The 24,586-nt window shown below is 61.2% G+C and carries 22 protein-coding genes; 11 read left to right on the top strand and 11 right to left on the bottom strand.

Annotated elements, in window-relative coordinates:
- Positions 1-5: 5 nt before the first annotated feature.
- Genes IPK09_10385 through IPK09_10365 form a run of 5 tightly spaced genes read left to right on the top strand, consistent with a single transcriptional unit; the run spans position 6 to position 3,905 of the window.
- Positions 6-1,196: a beta-ketoacyl-[acyl-carrier-protein] synthase family protein gene (locus IPK09_10385; protein ID MBK7984023.1), complete on the top strand. Its 1,191-nt coding sequence runs from the start codon at positions 6-8 to the stop codon at positions 1,194-1,196.
- Positions 1,193-2,014: a beta-ketoacyl synthase chain length factor gene (locus IPK09_10380; GenBank protein ID MBK7984022.1), complete on the top strand. Its 822-nt coding sequence runs from the start codon at positions 1,193-1,195 to the stop codon at positions 2,012-2,014. The genes IPK09_10385 and IPK09_10380 overlap by 4 nt, the downstream gene beginning before the upstream one ends.
- The gene (gene fabG, locus IPK09_10375) at positions 2,011-2,730 is read left to right on the top strand and encodes a 3-oxoacyl-ACP reductase FabG (GenBank protein ID MBK7984021.1); all 720 of its coding nucleotides are present in this window, start codon (positions 2,011-2,013) and stop codon (positions 2,728-2,730) included. Before IPK09_10380 ends, fabG begins: the two co-directional genes overlap by 4 nt.
- A gap of 6 nt (positions 2,731-2,736) precedes the next feature.
- Complete coding sequence (locus IPK09_10370; protein MBK7984020.1) at positions 2,737-3,519, top strand: glycosyltransferase family 2 protein; 783 nt, start codon at positions 2,737-2,739, stop codon at positions 3,517-3,519.
- The gene (locus tag IPK09_10365) at positions 3,516-3,905 is read left to right on the top strand and encodes a hypothetical protein (protein MBK7984019.1); all 390 of its coding nucleotides are present in this window, start codon (positions 3,516-3,518) and stop codon (positions 3,903-3,905) included. Before IPK09_10370 ends, IPK09_10365 begins: the two co-directional genes overlap by 4 nt.
- A 289-nt stretch (positions 3,906-4,194) precedes the next feature.
- Here IPK09_10365 and IPK09_10360 read toward each other — a convergent pair whose 3' ends face one another.
- The 8 genes from IPK09_10360 to IPK09_10325 form a co-directional block, all read right to left on the bottom strand.
- Entirely contained in the window at positions 4,195-4,641 is a 447-nt protein-coding gene (locus tag IPK09_10360; protein MBK7984018.1) for an EF-hand domain-containing protein, read from the bottom strand.
- 128 nt (positions 4,642-4,769) lie between these two features.
- Complete coding sequence (locus IPK09_10355) at positions 4,770-7,034, bottom strand: AMP-binding protein (GenBank protein ID MBK7984017.1); 2,265 nt, start codon at positions 7,032-7,034, stop codon at positions 4,770-4,772.
- A 12-nt stretch (positions 7,035-7,046) separates the two neighbouring features.
- Positions 7,047-8,639, bottom strand: coding sequence for a peptide chain release factor 3 (locus IPK09_10350; protein MBK7984016.1), 1,593 nt, complete (start codon positions 8,637-8,639; stop codon positions 7,047-7,049).
- Positions 8,640-8,723: 84 nt separating this feature from the next.
- Complete coding sequence (locus IPK09_10345) at positions 8,724-9,860, bottom strand: methyltransferase domain-containing protein (protein ID MBK7984015.1); 1,137 nt, start codon at positions 9,858-9,860, stop codon at positions 8,724-8,726.
- Positions 9,861-9,862: 2 nt separating this feature from the next.
- Complete coding sequence (locus tag IPK09_10340) at positions 9,863-10,627, bottom strand: endonuclease III (GenBank protein MBK7984014.1); 765 nt, start codon at positions 10,625-10,627, stop codon at positions 9,863-9,865.
- A gap of 57 nt (positions 10,628-10,684) precedes the next feature.
- Positions 10,685-11,491 (bottom strand): endonuclease, encoded by an 807-nt coding sequence (locus tag IPK09_10335; GenBank protein MBK7984013.1) that lies wholly within the window; start codon positions 11,489-11,491, stop codon positions 10,685-10,687.
- Positions 11,484-12,818, bottom strand: coding sequence for a DNA cytosine methyltransferase (locus tag IPK09_10330; protein MBK7984012.1), 1,335 nt, complete (start codon positions 12,816-12,818; stop codon positions 11,484-11,486). Before IPK09_10330 ends, IPK09_10335 begins: the two co-directional genes overlap by 8 nt.
- 26 nt (positions 12,819-12,844) lie before the next feature.
- Positions 12,845-13,417 (bottom strand): Uma2 family endonuclease, encoded by a 573-nt coding sequence (locus IPK09_10325; GenBank protein MBK7984011.1) that lies wholly within the window; start codon positions 13,415-13,417, stop codon positions 12,845-12,847.
- Between the two features lie 140 nt (positions 13,418-13,557).
- Between IPK09_10325 and purE the strand changes: the two genes are divergently transcribed.
- The 5 genes from purE (at position 13,558) to IPK09_10300 (ending at position 19,889) form a co-directional block, all read left to right on the top strand.
- Complete coding sequence (gene purE / locus IPK09_10320; GenBank protein MBK7984010.1) at positions 13,558-14,055, top strand: 5-(carboxyamino)imidazole ribonucleotide mutase; 498 nt, start codon at positions 13,558-13,560, stop codon at positions 14,053-14,055.
- Positions 14,052-15,164, top strand: a complete 1,113-nt coding sequence (locus IPK09_10315) for a 5-(carboxyamino)imidazole ribonucleotide synthase (protein MBK7984009.1) — start codon at positions 14,052-14,054, stop codon at positions 15,162-15,164. Before purE ends, IPK09_10315 begins: the two co-directional genes overlap by 4 nt.
- Before the next feature lie 90 nt (positions 15,165-15,254).
- Positions 15,255-18,020: a valine--tRNA ligase gene (locus IPK09_10310; GenBank protein MBK7984008.1), complete on the top strand. Its 2,766-nt coding sequence runs from the start codon at positions 15,255-15,257 to the stop codon at positions 18,018-18,020.
- Between the two features lie 31 nt (positions 18,021-18,051).
- Complete coding sequence (locus IPK09_10305) at positions 18,052-19,131, top strand: DUF2333 family protein (protein ID MBK7984007.1); 1,080 nt, start codon at positions 18,052-18,054, stop codon at positions 19,129-19,131.
- A 2-nt stretch (positions 19,132-19,133) separates the two neighbouring features.
- Complete coding sequence (locus tag IPK09_10300) at positions 19,134-19,889, top strand: metal-dependent hydrolase (GenBank protein MBK7984006.1); 756 nt, start codon at positions 19,134-19,136, stop codon at positions 19,887-19,889.
- An 11-nt stretch (positions 19,890-19,900) separates the two neighbouring features.
- Here IPK09_10300 and IPK09_10295 read toward each other — a convergent pair whose 3' ends face one another.
- On the bottom strand, positions 19,901-21,190 hold the full coding sequence (locus IPK09_10295; protein MBK7984005.1) for an NCS2 family permease: 1,290 nt from the start codon (positions 21,188-21,190) through the stop codon (positions 19,901-19,903).
- A gap of 299 nt (positions 21,191-21,489) precedes the next feature.
- Between IPK09_10295 and msrP the strand changes: the two genes are divergently transcribed.
- Positions 21,490-22,398, top strand: coding sequence for a protein-methionine-sulfoxide reductase catalytic subunit MsrP (msrP, locus tag IPK09_10290; protein ID MBK7984004.1), 909 nt, complete (start codon positions 21,490-21,492; stop codon positions 22,396-22,398).
- A 33-nt stretch (positions 22,399-22,431) separates the two neighbouring features.
- Here the strand turns inward: msrP and IPK09_10285 are convergent, their stop codons facing one another.
- Positions 22,432-23,079 (bottom strand): DUF3047 domain-containing protein, encoded by a 648-nt coding sequence (locus tag IPK09_10285; protein MBK7984003.1) that lies wholly within the window; start codon positions 23,077-23,079, stop codon positions 22,432-22,434.
- Positions 23,076-24,551: a hypothetical protein gene (locus IPK09_10280; protein ID MBK7984002.1), complete on the bottom strand. Its 1,476-nt coding sequence runs from the start codon at positions 24,549-24,551 to the stop codon at positions 23,076-23,078. The genes IPK09_10285 and IPK09_10280 overlap by 4 nt, the downstream gene beginning before the upstream one ends.
- Between the last annotated feature and the right edge of the window lie 35 nt (positions 24,552-24,586).

Raw genomic sequence — 24,586 nt, 5'->3', positions numbered from 1 at the left:
TGGCCATCCAACCGCTTGCCATCACCGCTTGTACCGTGACCAACGCTCTCGGTCGCGGCCTCCCGGCTTCGCTGGCAGCGTTGCGGCGCGGCGAAAGCGGGCTGCGGCCGTGCGATTTTGAGGATGCCGCGCTGGCGACCTGGATCGGGCGGGTGGCCGGTCTGGAGGACGAGCCGCTGCGCGATGAATTCGCGGCGTTCGACTGCCGCAACAACCGGTTGGCGCGACTGGGATTGGAGCAGGACGGTTTTGCGAAGGCGGTAAAGGCAGCCCGAAGCCGCTACGGCGCCGACCGGATCGGCGTGTTCGTCGGCACCAGCACCTCGGGCATCGGCGCCACCGAGCAGGCTTACCGCCGGCGCGATCCGAGCACCGGCGCATTGCCGGAAAGCTTCGATTACCAGCATACCCATAACGTGTTTTCAGTCGCGGATTTCACCCGGCGCTGGCTGAACTTGACCGGTGTGGCGCTCGCGATCTCCACCGCCTGTTCCTCCAGCGCCAAGGCGTTCGCGTCCGCGTGGCGGCAGATGAAAGCCGGATTTTGCGAGGCCGCCGTGGTCGGCGGTGTCGACAGCCTGTGCCTGACGACCTTGTATGGTTTCAATGCCTTGGGTCTCGCTTCGCCTCAGCCGTGTCGGCCGTGGGATCGCGAGCGCGACGGTCTAAGCGTCGGCGAGGCGGCGGGGTTTGCGCTGCTGGAATGGGCCGAACCGGGGGATGGCCGGGTGCGGTTGCTGGGCTACGGCGAGAGCAGCGACGCCTATCACATGACCGCCGCCCATCCCGAAGGCGCGGGCGCGGCGCTGGCGATGCAGCAGGCGCTCGACCGAGCGCAAGTGCCGCCCGAACAAGTCCATTACATCAACCTGCACGGCACCGCCACGCCGTTGAACGACGCCGCCGAAGATCGGGCGGTGCTGCGGATCTTCGGCGCGGCAACGCCATGCAGTTCCACCAAGGGCTGGACCGGGCATACCTTGGGTGCGGCGGGTATCACCGAAGCTATTTTCGTGGCTCTTTGCCTGGAGCGCGGTTTGATCCCCGGCACGCTCAACACCCGCCAGCGCGATCCCGAACTGGGCGCGGGGGTGGTGCTGGGCAATCAAGAAAGGCCCTTGCGGCTAGCGCTCAGCAACTCCTTCGGTTTCGGCGGCACCAATTGCAGCCTGCTGTTCGGGCGGGACGGCGCATGACATCGCTCGCCGTCGAAAGCGTGGGTCTGCTGGCGCCGGGACTGGCGGGCTGGGCCGCCAGCCGGGCGGTATTGACTGGCGAGCGGCCTTACCAGCCCGAACCGCTGCCGGCGCTTTCCGCCGCTCTATTGCCGGCCAACGAGCGGCGGCGCGTCACCGCCACCATCAAGCTGGCGCTCCAGGCCGCGCAGGAGGCGATGACCCAGGCAGCCCTGCTCGACGCCGGGCTTTCCCCCGAAGCCCAGGGCGCGACGGCCGTGCGAGCGGTATTCGCGTCCTCCGGCGGGGACAGCGAGGTACTGGATAAAATCTGCACGGCGCTGACCCAATCCGACCGCCCGGTTTCGCCAGTGCATTTTCATCAGTCGGTACACAATACCCCGTCCGGTTATTGGTCCATCGCCACCGGTTGCACGCAACCTTCGCTGAGCCTGTCCGCCTACGATGGCAGCTTCGTCGGCGGCTTGCTGGAAGCGGCGGCGCTGGCGTGGGCGGAAGCGGCGCGGGTGCTGCTGGTCGCCTACGATTTGCCGCTGCCGTTTCCGCTGTCGGGACGGCGGGCGATCATCGCGCCGTTCGCGGTGGCCTTGCTGCTAAATCCGGCTTCGACTCGCCGAGGACTGGCGACGCTGCGGCTGGCGTCAATCGCGGATCAAACAGCGGATCGGCTGGAGGATGTCGCGTTGGAAACGTTGCGGGCGGCCAATCCCGCCGCGCGTAGCTTGCCCTTGCTGCGCGCCATCGCCCGACAGGCCGCGGGCCCGGTCGTATTGTCGGAAAGTGGCGTCCGCCTGCGCGTGGAGGTCGAGCCGGGATGAAGCGAGCTTTGGTGACCGGCGGCAGCGGCGATATCGGTCGAGCCATCTGTCAGCGGCTGGCGGCTGACGGCCTGCATGTCATCGTGCACGCTTTCCAGCACCCCGAACGGGCGACCGAGATAGCGACCGCCATTCAGGCGGCGGGCGGCTCGGCGGAAACCGTCACTTTCGATGTCGCCGACGAAGAGGTGGTGCGTCGCGGTCTGAATGGGTGCCTTGAAACTGGGCCGATTCAGGTGGTGGTCAACAATGCCGGCTTTCACGATGATGTCCCGCTGGCCGGTATGTCGTCAGCGCGGTGGCATCGAGTGATCGATGTCTGCCTGCACGGCTTTTTCAACGTCACCCAACCGCTGCTATTGCCGATGATCGGCACCCGCTGGGGGCGCATCATCAACATCTCCTCGCTGGCGGGAGTGACCGGCAATCGCGGTCAGACCAACTACGCCGCCGCCAAGGCCGGATTGCACGGTGCGACCAAGGCGCTGGCGCTGGAGCTGGCCTCGCGCGGCATCACGGTCAACGCCGTCGCGCCGGGCATCATCGCCGGCCAGGCCAGCGACGCCGTTTTCGACGCGGCCGCCATCAAGCGGCTGGTCCCGGCGCAACGGGCCGGCACGCCCGCCGAAGTCGCCGCGTTGGTGGGTTTTCTGGCCTCCGATGCCGCCGGCTATCTGACCGGACAAATCATCAGTCTCAACGGCGGCGTGGTCTGAACGACCATGCCGGTCGCGGTGCTGATTCCTGCCTATAACGAAGCCGCCACCATCGCCGAGATCGTCGGCCGCGCCCGCCGGCAGGTCGATTGGGTGATCGTGGTCGATGACGGTTCCCGCGACGCTACCGCCGCGCGGGCCGAAGCGGCGGGCGCGGTCGTGTTGCATCAAGCGGACAATCAAGGCAAGGGGATTGGACTGTGGCGCGGGATGCGCCACGCACTGGAGCAGGGTGCGACCGCCGTCATCACTCTGGATGCGGACGGCCAGCATCATCCCGAGGATATTCCCAAGCTGCTGGAGGCGCACCGGCGTTGTCCCGGCCGGCTGATCGTCGCCGCGCGGCTGAGCCACCGCGACCGCGCGCCCGGCGTGCGGCGCTTCGCCAACGGCATGGCTGATTTTTGGGTGTCCTGGGCGGTCGGTTATCCGCTGCGCGACACGCAATCCGGCTTTCGGTTGTATCCGGTGGAATTTCTGCGTCAGGCCAGCGCGCCCGAGCCGGGCCGGCACGGTTTTGTCTACGAAAGCGCTCTGTTGATCCAGGCCGCCCGCTGCGGCTGCTATCCGGCGGCGGTGGCTATCGAAACGCTCTACCTGGCGCAAGGTCGTCCCAGCCACTACCGGCCGTGGCGGGATACCTCGCGCATCATCAAGCTGGTGGCGGGGTTGTTGCTCAAACGGGCGATGTATCCCTCGGGTTTGCTGCGTTCTCTCCGGCTGCTACCATTAGCGGTAAATCCTGATGAAGCTTTGATAAAACAGCACGATAGTGAGAGCAAGCGATGAAAATAAAACTGTTGTTTCCTGTGATTGTCATGCTGGCGATGATCGTGGTCGGTTGCCGGAATAATCCCGTTTACACCGTTTCGGGTGCGCCGGTAACCACCAGCACGCGCAACTATGGAATGGGGGATGTGCGGGGCGCTATTCTGCGAGCGGGGGCTGCGCTGGGCTGGCAGATGAATGCGGTTAGGCCCGGACTGATCGTGGCGACGCTGCGGGTGCGGGAGCATATGGCGAAAGTGGAAATTCCCTATGACCGACACACCTATAGCATTCACTACCGCGACAGCGAAAATCTCGACTACGATGGGGCCAACATCCACAGCAACTATAACGGCTGGATTCAAAATCTGAGCCGGGAGATCAACACGCAACTCAGCCGCTTGTAAGCCTTATTTGCAATGGCCGCAACGTCATGGTTTTGATGGTCGCGCGGTTGCCAAGCGGTCGCTAATCTGATCTTTTTGAGGCTATCTGAATGCGAACGGACAAAGAGGATCGTGGACTTAAGCTCGTTCTCGTGCTGCCATGAGTACCTTACAGATCTTGCAGTCCGTCTTTTAAAGCTAAATCCTCGGTGCTTGTTTGCGAAGCACCGAGGAAACTAGGAAAAAATCTTTGATGGGTGTTTGAGGTCTTTAGTAGCCTGAGGCATGGCGATTCAATCAAGCGTGACACCTATCTGCCCGGCCTGCGCTCCGACTGATGCGCCGAGAATTCCTCCGCGCTGATGCTGCCATCGCCATTCCGATCGATCTGCTCGAAAGCCGGCGCGTTGCCCGCGTTTCTCATCGGATAACCCTGCCGGGCTTTGTCGCCGATTCTTTTCGCGCGCGCTTCGTTGAATTCCTGCATGACGATTTTCCCATCTCCGTTCAAATCATACTCCGCAAAGGCTGGCATGTTTTTTCCCATTCCCCGTCCCATGCCTTGCGCGGAGGCGATCACGGGAGCCGCCAGCACGGCGGCGAACACGATCCCTAATCCCATCACATTGATTTTAAAGTTCATCATGACCCACCTCCAGGTTTGAACCGTCGTCTGGCCCCGACGGAGCCTAGCGCGACGGTATGACCGACCGCCGGTTGTAGTATCCTTAATTATTTTATGAATATTAGACGCCATGCAGGTAACGGGGTTATTTCCAAAGCTGGAATTTTGTAACGATTTGTATCAGCCACTGCATCGGTTCTCGAACGTTCAACGGCAGCCTGACTTATTTATAAAATCCAACGGAGTCGGGTCCTGCTATTTCACTCCGACAAGGGAATGCTGAGGGTCGGGTTGAAAGCAGGTGAATGTCCGAGAGCTGTTGAGCTAGCGGGTTGTGAACCCGACAACGGTACGGATTTCGTCATTTGCTCAGCCAGGCGGCGGATGCCTGGATAATTTGGCTTGCCGGAGCCTAACAGCGGGATGGTGTCCACTGTTAACACTTGCCGGGGAAGGTAGAGTTCGCTCAGGCCCTGCGCGCGGGCAGCGGCGAGTAGTTCGCTGCGGTTGGCATGACGGCGGGTCGTCAGCAGCACGATCTGTTCGCCCTTGGCCGGGTCCGGCAGGTTGAGCGCCGCGTGCTGCTCCTCTGGCCAGCAGCCGGCGGCGAGCCGTTCGACCGCCGCCAGCGAGATCATTTCACCGCCCAGCTTGGCGAAGCGTTTGGCTCGGCCGAGGATGGTGATAAAGCCGTCCTCGTCGAAGCGCACGATATCGCCGGTGTTGTGCCAGCCCGGTCCACGGTTGGTCCGCGGTGGAATCCAATGGTCCGGCTGGTCGGGCAGCAGGTAGCCCGCCATGATATTCGCCCCGCGCACGTACAGCAGGCCGCCGTCGGCGATGCCTTCTACCGGTTCCAGATAATGTTCGATGCCCGGAAACAGCTTGCCGACCGTGCCACTGCGATGGTTGCGGTTGCTGTTGGCGGCCAGAACCGGGCTCGTTTCGGTCAAACCGTAACCCTCGTGGATGCGAATGCCGAATTTTTCCATCCACAACCGCCGGGTTTCATCTCGTAGCGCTTCGGCCCCCATAACGACAGCCCGCACGCTGAAAAAATCATAAGGATTGGCTTGACGGCCGTAGCCCATTAAAAAGGTATTGGTGCCGAACAACACCGTGGTCCGGCATTCGTAGGCCAGTTCCGGGATCACGCTGTAGTGTAGCGGCGAGGGATAAAGAATAACTCGCGCTCCCAGCAGCAGAGGCGTCAGAGTGGCGGTGGTCAAGCCGAAGGCATGAAACAGCGGCAGGGCGTTCAACGCCACGTCGCACGGAGTAAGGTCAAATACGGCGCGGGCTTGGGCGATGTTAGCCAGCAGGTTGCGATGGGTCAGCACCACGCCTTTCGGGGCGCGTTCGGAGCCGGAGGTGAACAGAATGACCGCCGGATCGTCCGCCTGAACCGGGCCGGACAGTCGGTGGAAGTTCCAGGCAGGTAGCAGCGCTCGCGCCAGTCCGCGCAACCGGACCGGCAGCGTCGCCCGCGACCGCAAGTCCTCTAGAAAAAGCACGGTGACCTGTTCGCTCAAGGCCGTGAGCTGGGCGTCCAGATTGGCGGCGGTGACGAAGGCCCGCGAGGTGCAGACCGTGCGGATTTGAGCGGTGTGACAAGCACCCAGCAACTCTTGGCTGCCAGCGCTAAAGTTGAGGATCACCGGCACTCGTCCGCGCAAGTGTAAGGCTAGAAAAGCGATGATGGCGGCGGCGCTGTTAGGCAGCAGCAGGCCGACCCTCATCCCCGATCCCTCTCCCACCGGCGGAGGGGAACGATCGAGCAAATCGGCGAGGACGAAGGCGCGGGCGAACAGCGAACGCCAGCCGAGCCGCTGTTGCTGGGCGTCCTCCAGCACCACGCGCCGGCCGCCGCGACGTTCCCAAGTTTCCAGCATGGCCGCCGCCAACGGTTGATCGATATTCATACCCGCGTAGGCCAGCGCGACCATCAATTCGTCCATCTGTCGGGCGAGCTGTTGGCGGCGGGCGCGATTGTTGGCGGCGCTCGCCGTCAGCCGGCGCGGCGGCAGCATGGTCAGACGGATGCGTGGCAGCAGCCGACGGTGGCGGGGGATGCCACGCAGTCGGGACAGCAGACTGTACTGCGCGCCTTCGATGTGGATCGGCAGCAGCGCGGCGTCGGCTTTGTCGGCAGCCAGCGCCGACCCTTCGTAAATCTTCATCAGCGCCCCGGTGACGCTGATCCGCCCTTCCGGGAAGACCGCCACCCGCTCGCCGGCCTTGAGATGCTGGATCAAGGTTTTCAGATAATGGGAATTGGTGGGATCGATGCTGACATGGCGGGTCACGGCGATGAACGGCTTCATCCACCAATGCCGGGCCATGTGGGTGTTGATCACGAAGATGGGCATGTCCGGCAGGAATGCGGCCAGCAGCGCGCCGTCCAGATAGGAGACGTGATTGGCGACGATCAGCAACCGGGCTTCGTCGCGCGGATAGTGCTCCCAGCCGCGCAATTCCACCCGGAACAGATGCTGGAACAGAAACCGGATCAGCCGTTGCAGCAGGCGGCGCATGGCTCAGTGCAAACCGTGTTCGCGGGTGGCGGCGAAGCGCACCTCGGGCCAGCGTTCCTGGGTCAGTTGCAGGTTGACTCGGCTGGAGGCGATGTACACCATCTCGCCGTGATGGTCGAGCGCCAGATTGTCGCGCAGCTTGTTCTGGAACTCCTCGAAGCGTTTCGGATCGGAACAACTGACCCAGCGGGCGGTGGTGACGTTGACGTTTTCGAAACCGCAATCGACCCCGTATTCACCGCGCAGCCGGAAGCTCGCCACATCGAATTGCAGCACCCCGACCGCGCCTAGAATAAGATCGTTGCTGTTGAGCGGCCGGAACAGTTGGGTCGCGCCTTCTTCGCACAATTGTTCCAAACCCTTTTGCAAGGCTTTCATTTTCAAGGGATCGCGCAAGCGGGCGCGACGGAACAGTTCCGGCGCGAAATCGGGCACGCCGGTAAAGCGCAACTCCTCGCCTTGGGTGAAGGTGTCGCCGATGCGGATGGTGCCGTGGTTGTGCAAGCCGATGATGTCGCCGGGATAGGCGACTTCGGCGTGTTCGCGCTCGGCGGCCATGAAGGTCAGCGCGTCGGGGATTTTGATGTCGCGGCCGAGGCGGACGTGGCGGGCTTTCATGCCAGGCTGATAGCTGCCGGAACAGATGCGCAGAAACGCGATGCGGTCGCGGTGCTGCGGGTCCATGTTCGCCTGAATTTTAAACACGAAGCCGCTGAAACTTTCTTCTTCTGGCGCGACCTCGCGGCTGGCGGCGGCGCAGGGTCGCGGCGGCGGGGCGCTCTCTATGAAGCCATCCAACATTTCCTGCACGCCGAAATTGGTCAGGGCGGAGCCGAAATACACCGGGGTCAGGCGTCCGGCTAGATAGTCGTCGCGATCGAAGGTGTGGCTGGCCCCGCGTACCAACTCGATTTCCTCACGCAAAGCTCGCACCCGTTCCAAGCCCAACGCCTGCTCAGCGGCGGGGCTGTCGAGACCTTGAATGGTGCGGCCGGTGTTGATGCGGCCGTCGCGCGAAGGGTCATAGAGGTGGATGAAATCCTGCTCCAGATGATAGACACCTTTCAATTCCCGGCCCATGCCGATGGGCCAAGTAACCGGCGCGCAGCGGATTTTCAGAATGTCTTCGACCTCATCCAGCAATTCGATCGGTTCGCGACCGTCTCGATCCAGCTTGTTGATGAAAGTGAAGATCGGAGTATCGCGCAACCGGCAAACTTCCATCAGCTTGATGGTCCGCTCCTCGACGCCCCGCGCGCAATCGATCACCATCAGCGCCGAATCGACGGCGGTCAGGGTGCGATAGGTATCCTCGGAAAAATCTTCGTGGCCGGGGGTGTCGAGCAGGTTGATGATGCGGTCGCGATAGGGAAACTGCATCACTGAGGAGGTCACCGAAATCCCGCGCTGTTGTTCCAATTCCATCCAATCGCTGGTGGCGTGGCGGGTGGCCTTGCGGCCCTTGACGGTGCCAGCCAACTGGATCGCACCGCCGAACAGCAACAGCTTTTCGGTCAGGGTGGTCTTACCGGCGTCCGGATGGGAGATGATGGCGAAGGTGCGCCGCCGGTTGAGTTCGTCGAGAAAGGTGGTCATCGGCAAGTCGAATCGAGCTGAATTTAGAAAATGCGCCGATTCTAACCGAAGTGCGGGATTGACGGGTTTGATGATTTAACTGACTCAGGAGGGATTGGCGGTTTCAATCAAAAACATGGCTTGAAGATAGGGCTGTATGGCGTCCCAGCGATCAGGGCTGAGGGTCGATTTTCTGAGCGGTTGCTGAAAGTGGGCAAGCAGGCGATTGGCCTTGAAATCGATGGCTGGATTTTCAAAGCCAAGTTTCTGACCGGGCTTGAGAGGTGGAAATGGAAACAAGGATAGGGCTTTTTTGATGACCGGATTTAGGGCGATGCAAATATCCTGCGTTTGTTTGGCGTGCTGCCAGGCTCGGCGCTTTTGGGTATCTTCCATGCACCCGGCGAAGAAGATGAAGTTGGTGGAGGGTCCATTATTCGACTCTATTTTCCTCAGTCTTTGAATTTCTTCTGCGGTATTGATGCAGGCGTTAGGATGAATGAACAGGATCGGTTCGAGTCGGGCTTGCTGAAGCGTATCCAGCAATTCATCGATTTTAAAGGTTTTCGCGTAAGGATGCAGGAACATGTCGGCGAGACCCCAGTCGAATTTGGATTCATAGTTCGATTCGATGCAGTCTCTAAAACGGCTATTTTCTTTGGCTTTTTTATAGAGTGCTCTTATTTTTTCTGCTTTGTCGATATGAAGGATTTTCATCGCCGTTCGAACCGCTTGAATAGATTGTCTCGCTTGTGTGCTATAGACCATAATCCTAGCGATTGCACCTTCTTCCAAGAGCGAGTGAAGCGATTTCAAGGCGAGGACGAGATCGGGAATATGGTGCAATACACCATAACAGTCGATGAAATGAAAGCGTTTTTCCGCTAAAAGAGATTTTGCATTCAGGATATCTCCCTCAATAAAGTCAATATTAAAGCAGAAGTGGAGTCGGGTATGCAGCTTGGCTCGGTCAAGGTTGGCTTTTGAAAGATCTAATGCGGTTATTTGAGCTTTTTTATTCGCAACGGCGGTGGGATAGGGTGAGAAACTGCCACAACCCGCCAGAAGAATCTTTTTGTCGTGCGCGGCGAGCCATTCGCCGTTGAAACGCGCCCACAAGGCATCGAGATTGAGGGCGTAGGTATCGCAAAGCCTGACCGAAGTCAGCAGCGAGAAGCGCGGATAGACGTATTTTTCATAGTGGGCTTTGACGGCTTGGCGAAGGGCTGCGGAATCGGCCATGTTCAACAGGTGGGAGTTATGAGTTTGAGTTCGGCGCGAGAGCGTTGCGGTTTTCGTGTGGCTCGGTCGCCCGCGCCGATCCGCCGGCAGCAGTGATTGATCGGGCAAGCGTCGCAAACCGGTGTGCTCGCCGTGCAAATCTCGCGGCCGAGCGAGATCAGGTTGACGTGCAGTGAAAACCGCAGTTCGAGCGGAATTCTGGACTGGAGCCGATCCGCGTCGTCCGACGTGCAGCGGCCGTCCTTTTGGGTCCGGCGCACCCAGCCCAACCGCCGGGCGATCCGCCAGCAGTGGGTGTCGACCGGAAACACCTGTCGGCCGAGCGCGTACAACAAAACGCAACGCGCCACTTTGTTGCCGACGTTGGGAAGCGCGGTCAGAAATGCTTCGGCATCGCGGTCGGTCATATCTCTTAGCGGTTCCAGGGTGGGAACGCCGAAACGGGTGGCGAGCGCGTCGAGGATCGCTCGGATCGCTCGCGATTTTTGACCGGATAGTCCGCCGGTCGCGATGGGCTTGGCGATGTACTCCGCCGGCGCTTCGGCCAAGTGGCGCGGGGTCGGAAATGCTTGTTTGAGTTGTTCGAACGTCCGGCGGTAACTGGATTCGGACGTCTTGGTGCTGCAAATGATAAACAGCAGTTCGTCCAACGGTTCCTTGAGGTTGTAATGATCGAAGTCGCCGTAACGCTCCGCCAGCGCGGCGGCTACTTGTCGGATGTTTTTTGGATAGCGCGCTGAACTCATGCTGGTCAGGCTGTCATTCAAGGGAGCATTCGCACCGGCAAATTGATTCGAGTGATGTCAAGCGCTGCGAAATCGCGATCACGATTTGGCGCGAATGTTGTAAGCACGCAGATCGTCGGCCGAAATGTCGGCGGCCGGTACGAGCCGGTAATGGCGCTCTTCCACAATTTTGATTCCGTCGCCTTCGGATACCAATTCGAACAATGCGATCCGGTTGTCCGACATAAATTGCGCGGAGATCGGACGGCAAAGCAAGGTCGGGAATTTTGCCTTGCAACAGGCGATGTCTTGCTGGGTTTGAACCGCGCCGTGCCGGTCGTTCCCGCCTTTGGCTTGCACAGGGATGACGAACTGCCGTCCGTGCCGGTCGATTCCGACATAAATTTCATCGACTTCGATTTGACCGATGCCCGCGACGGTAGTACGGAGATGGTTTTGCAACGAGTAAGTCGCCATGCCCAGAAAAATATCGACCAGACGGTTGTAACGAATTTTGGCAAGTAAAGCCTGTTCGTCCGTTTGGGCGTGGGCGGCGATGATTTCCGGAGTGGCGTCGGGGATTTTGACGCTGGCCAAATCATTTCGGGGAACGATGCGGTTGATCTCGGTCTTTCGGAACCGATATTTGGACCGGCCCGCGCCTTCGATGATCCATTCGCCGCTCTCACCGGCCGTTTGCCGGATAGATTCGGGCAAGTTCTTTCGATAACGAAACGAGTACAGTACGTCGCCGAGATTTTTAGGAGGTTTGATCGCGAGCTGTTCGGCGGTGCTTGCAAATTCTTCGCGCGTGAATTCGAACTCTTCGCGGCCGAGGGCGAAGTGTTTGAAAAACACGCTTTCGATAATGGCGCTGTAGCGGTCGGGGCCAGATTTTTTAACCAACAGGCAGCTCCAATTGCCGTTTCTCTTGGGATGCTCGCGGCGCGGTGTTGCGGGTACGCTGGGCAATGGTGTCGGCCGGCACGCCGAAATAAGCGGCCGCCTCGCTCATGTCGAACGCCAGCAATTTTTCGTTATTTTTCTCTAATCGAAGAAGCGGTTTTGGCTTTTGAGGGGTGTGGCCGAGCGCTTTAACGATCTCGCCCGCCACGGCCCGACCGAGCAGCGGCGGGACGCTATTGCCGATCTGCCGGAAGCCGTGCCATTTGGTGACGTGGAAGCGGAACCAGTCGGGATAAGAATGCAGGCGTGCGGCCTCGCGCACGGTGATAACGCGGTAGAGTCGGTGGTGGATGGGACGCGGCGAGGTAAACGCTCCGCGCGCGCTGTCGGTTCCGGCTCGCAGCGTGTTGCACAAGCCTTGCGGGGCGAGCCGGTGAAACCGGCTGACCGGCTCGACCTTGCCGGGCGGCGTTCCGGCAAACCGCCGGCGCGAGCGTTCGGTGTGCTCGGTGCGCAAGCTGGCCGTGAGCCGGCGAGAATCGAACGGTCGCGGATGGGCATAATCCGTCGGATCTTCATCCAAGCCCCTGAGCCGTCGAGCGTAGGGATGGGCGGTGTCAAAATCCACGGCGACCGAATCGGAAGCGAGCAACTCATCGAAGCGGTCGGCGTCGGGTAGGTCGTCGATGGCTTCGGCAACGTTCGTCCTATCGGACGGGTGCGGGTAGGACGGTAACGGCAACCCGCGTTTCGCGCCGATCAAAAACAGCCGGTGGCGGTCTTGCGGGACGGAAAAATCGGCGGCGTTGAGCACCCGATAAGGCAACAGCATGTCGTAGCCGGCGTCTTCAAACGCGCCGATCAGCTCGTGCAGAAACCGTCGGTGCGGGCCGACCGTCAGCCCTTTGACGTTCTCGAAAACGCAATAGCTCGGTTGGAGTTCGCGGACCAGCCGAACGAAGTGAAAGACGAGTTGGTTGCGGGGATCGTCCAGCGCCCGCTTGCCGATCAGTGAAAAGCCCTGACAAGGCGCGCCGCCGAAAACAACATCGATAGCTCGGTCGCCGATGCCCGCCTGACGCCGGATAGCGTCGCCGGTCAGACCGACGACGCTGGCGCACAACACGACCGAGTCAGGAAAATTAAATTGATGCACCGCGCAGTGGATCGGATCGATCTCAACGGCCGCCGCAACGTCGAAACCGGCTTGCTCGAAACCGAGCGACAAGCCGCCCGCGCCGGCGAACAGATCGATGCCGATGGGTCTGGAAAGCGTCAAGGCGCTGGCTCCTGGCGCGTCGCTTGCCGGATAGGCTCGATCATCCATCGAGCGCGTGCGGGTTGCAACACGGTTCAACCCTCCGCCCACAATTCGGCCAGTTGCAGGTCAAGTTCCTGAAACGGCGGGATGTTTGCGGTCTCTTGATCGCCGTACAAACCGATGACGACCCAACGTCCTTGCTCCAGGGCGAAGGCTTCCATCGAGCGGGCCAGCGGATCGACCAGCCACAGATGCGGCACGCCGTAACGGGCGTAAACCGGCATTTTAACCAGCCGATCTTCCCGCGCGGTCGAGGGTGAGAGGATTTCGCACACCCAATCGGGAACCACTTCGAAGCGATGGTCGCGAGGCACTTTGGGAAGCCGTTCGCGTCGCGATCCGGCGAGATCGGGTACCAGCACTTCACGATCTCTAACAAAGTGGAGTTCCGGCTCGACGATGATCCACCATCCGCCGGGTCCTCCTCGACCCTTGTGATAAGCCGCTCCGATATCAATTTCCAGGGATGCGCATACCAAAGCGTGAGGCCCAGCCGGGCGCGGCTGGGTATAAAGCTGGCCGTTGATGATCTGACCCACGATGTTTTCCGGCAATTCCGACAAGCGTTGATAAGGGGTTTTAGGTTCGGCGGCGACCGAGGGCATGATGTCGGCTCCTCATGCGGGACTTGATGCAGGATTTACTCTTTCCAGAGTTCCGGCGCAAGCTTTCCGAAGCGTGGAGCGGAGGTTAAGCTAGGCACCTGAACAATGAGAACCGCTATTCTGGCACGGGCGCGACAGGTATGAATCCATTGGTTGGCTTGATCATGGGCTCCACTTCCGACTGGAGCACGTTGGAGCACGCGGCGAGCACGCTGGAAGCGCTCGGCGTGGCGCACGAGGTTCGAGTGGTATCGGCCCACCGCACGCCGGATTTGTTGTTCGAATACGCCGAAACCGCCGAGAAACGCGGCTTGGAAGCCATCATCGCCGGCGCGGGCGGAGCCGCGCATTTGCCGGGCATGGTGGCCGCCAAAACCGTGTTGCCGGTGCTGGGCGTGCCGGTGCAATCGCAGGCGCTCAACGGCCTGGATTCGCTGCTGTCCATCGTCCAGATGCCGGGCGGCATTCCAGTCGGCGCGCTGGCGATCGGCAAGGCCGGCGCGATCAACGCCGCGCTGTTGGCTGGCGCGTTGCTCGGCAACAAATATCCGGCGATCCGCGAGGCGGTGCGCGAGTTTCGCGCCCGCCAGACCGCGCAGGTTCTCGCGCAGCCTGACCCCCGGAGCGCCACGCGATGAATATGGGTATCGTCGGTGGCGGGCAGTTGGCGCGAATGCTGGTTTTGGCGGGTTATCCGCTCGGTTTCGATTTCAAGGTGCTCGATCCTGCCTCAGATGCCTGCGCCGGACAGGTCACGGGCTTGATTCGAAGTCATTACGACGATGAAATCCAACTTGATCGTCTCGCCGACTGGGCGGAGGTGGTGACCTTCGATTTCGAGAACGTACCGGCCGCCGCTGCTCGGCTATTGGAAAAAAAGGTCAAGGTCCATCCATCGAGCGGAGTGTTATGGGTGGCTCAGGATCGGATGTACGAGAAAGGGCTGTTTTGGGAGATGGATATTCCGACGCCGGTTTTCGCCACGGTGGATAACCTGGAAGAATTGCAGGATGCCGTGGTGAAAACCGGCCTGCCCGCCGTGCTGAAAACTCGCCGGCTGGGCTACGACGGCAAGGGCCAGCGCGTGTTGCGCACCGCCGATGACATTGAGGTCGCCTGGCGGGAACTGGGTCATACCCCATTGATTCTTGAGGGTTTCATACCGTTCGAGCGCGAGGTGTCAGTGCTGGCGGCGCGCGGTCGAGACGGCGATATCGTTTGTTATCCGCTGGTGGAAAACCACCATCGCGACGGGATTCTGCGCTTGTCGCGCGTGCCGTGTGAAGCGCCGGAGCTGGAACGCGAAGGCTGGGATTACGCCCGTCGCTTGCTGGAGCGATTGCATTACGTCGGGCTACTGGCCATCGAGTTCTTTGTCCACGAAGGTCGGCTGATCGCCAACGAAATGGCCCCCCGCGTCCACAATTCCGGACATTGGACCATCGAGGGCGCGGAAACCAGTCAATTCGAGAATCATTTACGGGCGATTGCCGGCTTGCCCTTGGGATCGACCGCCGCGCGGGGGCCGTGCATCATGCTGAATTGCATCGGTTCGATGCCGGCGGCGGCGGCGGTGCTGGCGGTGCCGGGCGCGCATTACCACGCCTACGGCAAAGCGCCGCGCGCCGGCCGCAAAGTCGGCCATATCACGCTGCGGGCGGCCGATTCCGGCGCGTTGCAAGCCGGTCTGGAACGATTGCTGCCGCTGGCTGGTTATCCGCCCGATGAGTTCGGCGCAATCGAATGAAGCAAGCTGCGTTATACTCCATTCCCTTTACAAAATCCGCATCCCGCGCGCCCGCGCGTCCGTCCGAGTTCCACGCTACTAGAAGCCATCATGGATAAGACTTACGAACCGCACGCCATCGAACAACGTTGGTACGCCTTTTGGGAGGAGCGCGACCATTTCGCGCCCGGCGGTCAGGGCGCGCCGTACTGCATCATGATCCCGCCGCCGAACGTCACCGGCACCCTGCACATGGGCCACGCCTTCCAAGACACCATCATGGACGCGCTGACCCGCTACTACCGGATGAAGGGCTACAACGCGCTGTGGCAGCCCGGCACCGATCACGCCGGCATCGCCACCCAGATGGTGGTGGAGCGGCAACTGGCGGGCGAGAACAAGACCCGCCACGATCTGGGCCGCGAGGCGTTCATCGAACGGGTGTGGGCGTGGAAAGCCGAATCGGGCGGCACCATCACCCGCCAATTGCGGCGGATGGGCGCGTCGGTGGATTGGGCGCGGGAGCGCTTCACCATGGACGAGGGTCTGTCGGCGGCGGTGCGCGAAGTGTTCGTCCGGCTGTATGACGAAGGCTTGATCTATCGCGGCCAGCGGCTGGTGAATTGGGATCCGGTGCTGCATACCGCCGTGTCGGATCTGGAGGTGGTCAGCGCCGAGGAAAGCGGCTTCATGTGGTACATCCGCTACCCGCTGGCCGAGGGCGGCGGCGATCTGATCGTCGCCACGACGCGGCCGGAAACCCTGCTCGGCGATACCGCCGTGGCGGTGCATCCCGACGACGAGCGCTACAAGCGCTTGATCGGCCTACACGTCGCCTTGCCGCTGACGGATCGCCAGATTCCCATCATCGCCGATGAATATGTCGATCCGAGCTTTGGCACCGGCTGCGTCAAGATCACTCCCGGCCACGATTTCAACGACTACGCGGTCGGTCAGCGCCATAAACTGCCGATCATCAACATCTTCACCGCCGACGCCAAGATCAACGACAACGGCCCCGCCGCCTATCGCGGCCTGGATCGCTTCGAGGCCCGCAAGCGGGTGGTCGCCGCGCTGGAAGAGCAGGGGTTGATGGAGGAGATCAAGCCGCACAAGCTGATGGTGCCGCGCGGCGACCGCAGCCACGCGGTGATCGAGCCGTTTCTGACCGATCAGTGGTACGTCAAAACCGGGCCGCTGGCCGGGCCGTCCATCGCCGCCGTCAAGACCGGCAAGATCAAATTCATCCCGGAAAACTGGGAAAAGACCTATTTCGATTGGATGTATCGGCTGGAGGATTGGTGCATCAGCCGGCAAATTTGGTGGGGCCATCGCATTCCAGCCTGGTACGATCCGAGCGGCAAGGTCTATGTCGGCCGCAACGAAGCGGAAGTCCGCGAAAAGCATAAGCTCAGCCCAGACATTGCGCTCGAACAAGACCCCGACGTGCTGGATACTTGGTTTTCCTCCGCCCTGTGGCCGTTTTCCACCCTCGGCTGGCCGGAGAACACCGAGGCGCTTAAGACCTTCTATCCGACCAGCGTCCTCGTCACCGGCTTCGACATCATTTTCTTCTGGGTGGCCCGGATGATCATGATGGGGCTGAAATTCATGGGCGATGTCCCGTTTCGCGAGGTGTACATCACAGGTTTGGTGCGCGACCAGGACGGTCAGAAAATGTCCAAGTCCAAGGGCAATATCCTTGATCCGCTGGATTTCATCGACGGAATCACCCTCGATAAACTGGTCGCCAAACGCACGACTGGCCTGATGCAGCCGCAAATGGCGGCGCATATCGAAAAAGCGACTCACAAGCACTTTCCGGACGGCATCCGCGCCCACGGCACCGATGCCTTGCGCTTCACCTTCGCCGCGCTGGCGACCACCGGCCGCGACGTGATCTTCGATATGGGTCGGGTCGAGGGTTACCGCAATTTTTGCAACAAATTGTGGAACGCCGCCCGCTACGTGTTGATGAACACCGAGGGTAAGGACACCGGCCTCGACGGCGGCGCGGTCGAATTCAGCCAGGCCGACCGCTGGATTCGGTCGCGCCTACAACAGGCCATCGCGGAAACCCACGCGGCGGTGCAAGGTTATCGTTTCGATCAAATGGCGCAAGCGATCTATGAATTCACCTGGAACGAATTCTGCGACTGGTATCTGGAGCTGGCCAAGCCGGTGCTGACCGATCCCGCCAGTTCCGAAGCGGCCCAACGCGGGACGCGGCAGACGCTGGCGCGGACGCTGGAAACGCTGTTGCGGCTGCTGCATCCGCTGATGCCGTTCATCACCGAGGAAATCTGGCAGCGGGTCGCGCCGCTGGCCGGAGTGAGTGGTGAGACCATCATGCGCCAACCCTATCCTGAAGCCGACAAGGCGCTGACCGATGCCTCGGCGGTGGCCGATATCGAATGGCTCCAGCAATTTCTGCTCGGCGTGCGCCGGATTCGCGCCGAAATGAACATCGCCCCCGGCAAACCCTTGCCGGTGCTGTTACAGCACGGTTCGAGCGAGGATCGGGCGCGGCTGGAACGCCAGCGCCGCGCGCTGACGACCTTGGGCCGGTTGGAATCCATCGCTTGGCTGGACGAGGGGGATTCGGCACCGGATGCAGCGACCGCCTTGGTCGGCGGGATGAACGTGCTGATTCCGATGTCCGGTCTGATCGACAAGAATGCGGAAATTGCGCGGCTGAACAAGGAGATCGCCAAGCACCATCAAGAAGGAGAACGCCTTTCCGGCAAACTCGCCAATCCCAATTTCATCGACCGCGCGCCAGCGGAGGTCGTCGAAAAGGAACGTGTTCGCTTGCTGGAACTCCAAACGGTGATCGCCAATCTGGAAGTCCAACTGGCGCGCATTCGACAATTGTAAAAATCCATCTCACGAGATTAAAGGAAGCTTTATGGACTCTTACGATCCCTCCGGCCCTGGCAAACCCAAAATAACGGAGAAAGTCACCAAGGTCGCCACTTACTACAACCCGCGCACCTGGAAAGAGCGAGGCTTGTGGTGGACCTTGGGCCTGTTTTTGGTGACTTACGCGATCGCGGTGGGCGTGCTCGGCATCATCTGGTCGCGCTCGCCCGGCGAATTCGACCCGCGCGAGAGCGCCTTAACGCTCGCTCAAAACGATGAGAAAAAGTTAAAGACCGGCTATATCACCACCGCCACGACCATCCGCATCGCCGAGACGCTGCTGGACAAACCCGGCGGCTATCTCAGCAACGATATCGCCCCGCCCGGCGTCTATCTGGATAATATCCCGAATTGGGAATTCGGCGCGCTGACCGAACTGCGCGATCTGGCGCGCTCGCTGCGCAACGAATTTAGCCGCTCGCAAACTCAGTCGACTGAAGACAAGGATTTACAGGTCGCCGAACCGCAATTCAATTTTGATTCCGAATCTTGGATTTTACCGTCCACCGAATCGGAATATCGCAAGGGCATCGAGGCGCTTTATCGCTACCTTGGGCGCTTGTCCGACGAGCACGCGTTGGACGGTCAATTCTTCGCGCGCGCCGACAATCTGAGCACTTACCTGCAAGTGGTCGAGAAGCGGCTGGGTAGCCTGGCGCAGCGCTTGGCGGCCAGCGTCGGCCAAGTCAATTTCAATCTGAATTTGGCGGGCGATCCCAACGCCCGCCAGTCCACCGCCACGCCCGATCAATCCAAGGTCAAGACCCCCTGGACCGAACTGGACGATATCTTTTTTGAGGCGCGTGGCTATACCTGGGCTTTAGTGCACACGCTAAAAGCCATGGAATATGATTTCCGCGATGTGCTGGCCGGCAAGAACGCGGTGGTGTCGCTCAAGCAGATCATCCGAGAGTTGGAAAACACTCAGGCGTTCATTTGGAGTCCGATCATCCTGAACGGCACCGGCTTCGGACCGATGGCCAATCACTCGCTGATCATGGCGTCCTATATCTCGCGGGCCAACGCGGCGATCATCGACTTGCGGAATTTGTTGCTGCAAGGCTAAGAATGGCCGACTTCAACACCCACTTGATGGGGGCGGCGGCGGTCAGCGGCTTGGCCGCCACCGTGCTGGTGATGGCCGGCGCGGCGCCCCATCAAGCGGTGATCGGTTATTTCGTGCTCGGCGTCATCGGTGGACTGCTGCCGGATATCGACTTGCCCACCTCCATTCCGGTGCGGATCACCTTCGCGACGCTGGCGGTGGTGGCCGGGTTTTTGGTGGTGTTCACGTTCGGCCGTCGCTATTCGCTGGCGGAACTGATCGCGCTGTGGCTGGGCTGTTTCCTGCTGATCCGCTATGGTCTGTTCAATCTGCTCGATCGCTTTACCGTTCATCGCGGATTGGTCCATACCGTTCCGGGAGGAATCGGCTGTGGGCTGGCCACCACCGCCGTCGCGTTTCATGTTTTCAGCGCGTCCGCCGCGCACGCTTGGCTGTGCGGCGCGTTTCTCGCCTTGGGTTTCATCGTCCATCTGTTGCTCGATGAGTTTTACAGCGTCGATCTGTTCGGCCGCAAATTGCTCAAAAGCTCGTTCGGCACCGCCTTTAGCTTCGGCAGTCTGAGCCAACCGCTCGGCACCGCCGCGCTCTATCTCCTGGTCGCGGGGCTGTTCTTGCTCTGTCCGCCCCCCAAGGCGTTCGCCCAACTGGTGTTGGATGGGGAGACCTATCGCGGCCTCTCCCAGCGGCTGGTGCCGCGCGATAGCTGGTTTGCCGGCCTGCTGAATCAAGTTCCGCCGTACCGTCCCAGCGGCCGTTGAAGGCGCGGCCGTTACAACCAAAGGTAGCGCGCCAGGAACAAGCCGGCGATGGCGGCCATCGGCCAGCCGATCCGATGGGTTTGACCGGTCAGCAGTTTCAAGGCGACGTGGCCGAGCACGCCGAAGGCGATGCCGTCGGCGATGGAAAAGGTGAACGCCATCACCGTCACGCAGCACACCGCCGGGGCCGATTCGGTCAAGTCGTTCCAATCCAGTTCGGTGAGATCGCGCAACATCAGGATGGTGACATAGAGCAAGGCCGGCGCGGTGGCGTAAGCCGGCACCATCGCCGCCAGCGGCGCGAGCGTTAGACTCGCCAGAAACAGCAAGGCGACCACCACGGCGGTCAGTCCGGTGCGGCCGCCGGCGCTGATGCCGGCGGTGCTTTCCAAATAGCTGGTGGTGCTGGACGTGCCGAGCAGCGCGCCCGCGCTGATGGCGCTGCTATCCGCCAGCAAGGCGCGCTCCAACCGAGGCAGATGGCCTTTTTCGTCGAGAAAGCCGCCGCGCTGGGCGATGGCGATCAGCGTGCCGGAGGTCTCGAACAGGCTCATTAAAAAAAAGCTCAGCACCACGCCGAGCAGCGTCGGGTCCAGAGCCGCGCGGATGTCGGCTTTGAACAGCGTCGGAGCCAGCGAGGGCGGGGCGGAGAAAACGCCGTCGAACGCGCGTAGCCCCAACGCGACCGACGCTGCGGCGACCGTCAAAATGCCGATCAGCACAGCTCCGGGCACGCCCCGGCGATCGAGTGTCACCATTAGTAAAAATCCGGCCATCGCCAGCAGCGCCGGCGGCGCTTTGAGATCGCCCAACGCCACCAGCGTATCGGGATGGGCGGTGACGATGCCGGCGGCGTGCAAGGCCAACAGGCCCAGAAACAGACCGACGCCGGCGGTGATGGCGTGTTTGAGATTGGCTGGAAAGGCGTTGACGAACCATTCCCGAACCTTCAACAAGCTCACCACTACGAACAGCACGCCGGACAGGAACACCGCGCCCAGCGCCGTTTCCCACGGCAGGCCCATGCCCTTGACCAAACCGAAGGCAAAGACGGCGTTGATGCCCATGCCCGGCGCTTGGGCGATGGGATAGTTGGCCAGCAACCCCATCAGCAGGGAGCCGAGGGCGCTGGCCAGACAGGTGGCGACGAACACGGCGTCGCGATCCATGCCGGCTTGGCTGAGAATCTCGGGATTGACGAACAAAATGGCCGACATGGTGAGAAAGGTGGTGCAACCGGCCAAGATTTCGGTGCGCGCGGTGGTCCCGCGCGCTTGGAGTGCGAAGAAATTTTCCAGCATGATCGGAGTCGAAAAAGCGTGAACAGCGATGCGTTCGCAAAACCGGCGAACGTCCCCGGACGCGGACCGCGCCCCACCGAACCACCGGCCTGTCGCCAGCGCCCGGTCACGCGGCGGAGTATACGCAACTGATGCCGAAAAGAAGGCTGATGGGCTTTCATAAAGTAACGAATGGCGCGGGTTTCAAATCGCGCCTCCCTGCATCCAATAGCGATCCTGCAACGTAGAATTTATGAATTCCGCCGGAATTTCGATCAAAACCCTATCGTTGAACCGAGTGAAGAGATCCCATTGTGTTGATTAAAAAGCCCGCCGACATTTTTCCGTCCGAAATCACCCCGCCCGAACTATATGCCCGCCGCCGTGAGTTTCTGAAATCCGCCGCCATGCTGGGAGCGGCTGCGCTGCTATCGCCGTGGGGGGCGGGTAGCCCCGCCCGCGCGGCGGACGACGCTCTCAAGCCGACGCCCTACAAGGACATCACCTCTTACAATAACTTCGTCGAACTCGGTTCCGGCAAAACGGCCCCGGCGCAATATACCGGCAAGCTGCGCGCCAAGCCCTGGACCGTCGCGGTGGAAGGCCATTGCGAGAAACCCGGCCAGTACCCGCTGGAGGACTTTCTGGCCTCTCACAAGGCCGAGGAGCGCCTCTACCGCTTGCGCTGCGTGGAAACGTGGTCGATGGTGGTGCCGTGGCTCGGCGTGCCGCTCAATCAAATCCTGCCGCGCTTCAAGCCCACCTCGAACGCCAAATACGTCGAATTTACCACCTTGCTCGATCCTGAGCGGATGCCAGGTCAAAGAACGCGTTTGCTGGAGTGGCCTTATGTTGAAGGCTTGCGGATGGATGAAGCCATGAATCCGCTCACCTTGCTGGCGACCGGGTTATATGGAAAGGAATTGCCGGATCAGAACGGCGCGCCGCTGCGGTTGGTGGTCCCGTGGAAATACGGTTTCAAGAGCATCAAATCCATTGTGAAAATCCGCTTCACCGACCGCCAGCCGCAAACGACTTGGAATCAGGAAGCGCCTGACGAATACGGTTTTTACGCCAACGTCAACCCCAACGTCGACCATCCGCGCTGGAGCCAGCGGAAAGAGCGGCGGATCGGCGATTTCTTCCGGCGGGATACCCTGCTGTTCAACGGTTACGCCGATCAGGTTGCCGGCTTGTACGCCGGTATGGATCTGAAGAAAAATTTTTGAATCGCGGCGTGGCGGCGAAGGAGGCGGCCCCGCTCAACGCGCCGTGAAGTAAATATCGCCATACCAGGCCGTCGCGCTTTGGCCGCTGTTGTCGGTGTCGGTCATCAGGGCAACCGCGTCGATGGCGTCGATAGCTTCGCCAAACAGTTGCCGGAAGTCGGCGCGGATGTCGCGTTTTTCGCTGGCCCAGCGTCCGGCATCCTTCGTCCCTGACCGCAGCGCCATGACCCTGGCATTGCTGGTGAAGGCGTTGTTCCAGGTCGCGCCGGCGGGCTGGCTGCTGGACCAGACGTAAACCAGCGAACGGGTTTTCCAGAACGCCGCGCCACCGGAAACCACCACGTAAACCCGCGCTGGATAATCGTCGCCAGCCTTGGTGCGCTCATCGAGCCCGCTCAACACCTTATTGACGCGCCACGACCAATTGAGCCAAGGCGTGCGCTGCAAATCCACCCGGATTTCTCGATAGAGACCGGAAGCAGTGCCTCGGCTGTCGGCGAACAATGCCGGTTGGCCGCTCTGGTTATCGAAGGTATAGTGCGTTTCGCCCATGAAGGATTTGGTTTGCCAATCTTGCAGGTCGCCGGCGGAAAACCGGCCGATCAAGAGTTTTTCATCCGCCGCGACCGCGGCGATTGAGACCAGCAGCGCCAACGTTCCCAGCCCCGTTTCAAATTTCATCGCTCCCCCTTGGCGGGCTCAAACAACCGGTCCAATAAGTCTGCGTCATCGAAGTGACGTCGGCCCACGAATGCGATGGCGTGTCGGCCACGCTCTCGCATCGCGCCCGGCGACGGTACGCCGGTCGGCCACAGCAACCAGCGTTCGGCGCGTTCGCTGCCCGCTACCAGGCCATTCGGTCCAAACAGGCTGCGCCGGCCGTCATTTTCCACCGGAACGGCGTACAGCGCCGCATAATTCCGCTGGCCCAACGCCGTCACCGCGCCTGGCCGGTCGGCGTAAACCCGCTGTACATAATGGCTGTCGGAAGACAAACGGACCACCGGTCGTTGTCGATCGCCAGCAATGGGAGCGGGTTGCGGGACCAGCGGCGGTTCGGCCCATTGCGCCGTTTCCGGGCGCAGGTGTAAACCGGGGCCGGGGAACAGCAGGTGATAGCAGCCGCACGCATGAATGCTGTCGTACAGTAACGGCTGGCCCGTTCGATCCAGCGTGACCCGCCACAGCACGCCATCCAGCGGCCCGCCGAGTAGATCGAACGCACCGATCTTGGGGCGGGCGGCAAACCAGATCAAGTAATTCAGTTGCAATAACGACTCGCCTTGCCAGCGGGCATGGGAGACGAAGTGATAGCCGAGCGGTCGAGAGATGTCCACCGTTGGCGGACCGTTCGACCGCCAGTAAGGCGCGCCGGGCCGGTCGGCGTCGGTGGTGGTATCGATTTCCCAAACCGGCGCGTGAACGGCGAACAGGGTTTCCAGCCGAGCGGGCGTCGGTTCGGGAATGCCGAGGGCATCGTGCTGGAAGCTGGCGCGGCCGGGTAAGGCGACTGGAGCGGTTGAAGGCCCATAGCGGTACAATTGGCCTTGAACCGCCAGCGCCGCCAACGGTCGAGCAAACAGAGCGCGGGTTTCTTGTTGGTAATGGAATACCCCGTAATCAACCGGCAGCATCGTCAGCGGATAGAGGCCCAGCAGTTGGTTTGCGGTTGAATAATCATCCGAAACTCGGGCGCGTTTCCGAAGCAACGCCAGTCGCTCGGGATCGGCCAAGTCGGCGGTCCGCAAGGCGCTCGCGCACGTTTCCAGCAGAGCCGGAACGCTGCTGTCAGGCGCGTGGCGACCCTGCAATGCGCTTTGGCTCTCAGCCGGCAACGAGGCCCATTCGATCCGCCGAGCCTGCAAATCCAACTGGCTCAAGCGAGTGAGCCAGGCGGTGGTTTGCTCGGGTGTCAGCGCTGAGTCGCGGAAACCGGCCAAAAACCGGTCCACCCGCAGATAGAGGAAACCGTCGATGCGAGCGGGCGAGGAGGGGGCCGTCCCACGGTCCGCCACCACCGCATCCAGTGCGGCGTACAGCTCCAGACAACGGGCGCTGGCCGGATCGTTTGGCGAGCGTGGCACATGTGTGGCGCAGCCGGCGAGCAAGCCCGCCAACAGCAAGCCGGCCAGACGGTATTGGATGGGGTTCATCGGTGCTGTTTCGTCGGTTAGTGCTGCACTATAGA

The organism is Candidatus Competibacteraceae bacterium, assembly GCA_016713505.1.
Classification (GTDB): domain Bacteria; phylum Pseudomonadota; class Gammaproteobacteria; order Competibacterales; family Competibacteraceae; genus Competibacter_A.
Note: the sequence above shows the minus strand (reverse complement) of the source record. Positions and strands in the feature narration are given on the sequence as shown.

Coding starts and splice junctions, on each gene's coding strand:
- IPK09_10360 (MBK7984018.1), bottom strand. CDS start 4,641: ATGGCGTCTAATATTCATAAAATAATTAAGGATACTACAACCGGCGGT.
- IPK09_10310 (MBK7984008.1), top strand. CDS start 15,255: ATGGATAAGACTTACGAACCGCACGCCATCGAACAACGTTGGTACGCC.
- IPK09_10345 (MBK7984015.1), bottom strand. CDS start 9,860: ATGGCCGATTCCGCAGCCCTTCGCCAAGCCGTCAAAGCCCACTATGAA.
- IPK09_10350 (MBK7984016.1), bottom strand. CDS start 8,639: ATGACCACCTTTCTCGACGAACTCAACCGGCGGCGCACCTTCGCCATC.
- IPK09_10280 (MBK7984002.1), bottom strand. CDS start 24,551: ATGAACCCCATCCAATACCGTCTGGCCGGCTTGCTGTTGGCGGGCTTG.
- IPK09_10330 (MBK7984012.1), bottom strand. CDS start 12,818: ATGGATGATCGAGCCTATCCGGCAAGCGACGCGCCAGGAGCCAGCGCC.
- IPK09_10300 (MBK7984006.1), top strand. CDS start 19,134: ATGGCCGACTTCAACACCCACTTGATGGGGGCGGCGGCGGTCAGCGGC.
- IPK09_10325 (MBK7984011.1), bottom strand. CDS start 13,417: ATGCCCTCGGTCGCCGCCGAACCTAAAACCCCTTATCAACGCTTGTCG.
- IPK09_10295 (MBK7984005.1), bottom strand. CDS start 21,190: ATGCTGGAAAATTTCTTCGCACTCCAAGCGCGCGGGACCACCGCGCGC.
- IPK09_10365 (MBK7984019.1), top strand. CDS start 3,516: ATGAAAATAAAACTGTTGTTTCCTGTGATTGTCATGCTGGCGATGATC.
- IPK09_10380 (MBK7984022.1), top strand. CDS start 1,193: ATGACATCGCTCGCCGTCGAAAGCGTGGGTCTGCTGGCGCCGGGACTG.
- IPK09_10305 (MBK7984007.1), top strand. CDS start 18,052: ATGGACTCTTACGATCCCTCCGGCCCTGGCAAACCCAAAATAACGGAG.
- fabG (MBK7984021.1), top strand. CDS start 2,011: ATGAAGCGAGCTTTGGTGACCGGCGGCAGCGGCGATATCGGTCGAGCC.
- IPK09_10370 (MBK7984020.1), top strand. CDS start 2,737: ATGCCGGTCGCGGTGCTGATTCCTGCCTATAACGAAGCCGCCACCATC.
- purE (MBK7984010.1), top strand. CDS start 13,558: ATGAATCCATTGGTTGGCTTGATCATGGGCTCCACTTCCGACTGGAGC.
- IPK09_10285 (MBK7984003.1), bottom strand. CDS start 23,079: ATGAAATTTGAAACGGGGCTGGGAACGTTGGCGCTGCTGGTCTCAATC.
- IPK09_10315 (MBK7984009.1), top strand. CDS start 14,052: ATGAATATGGGTATCGTCGGTGGCGGGCAGTTGGCGCGAATGCTGGTT.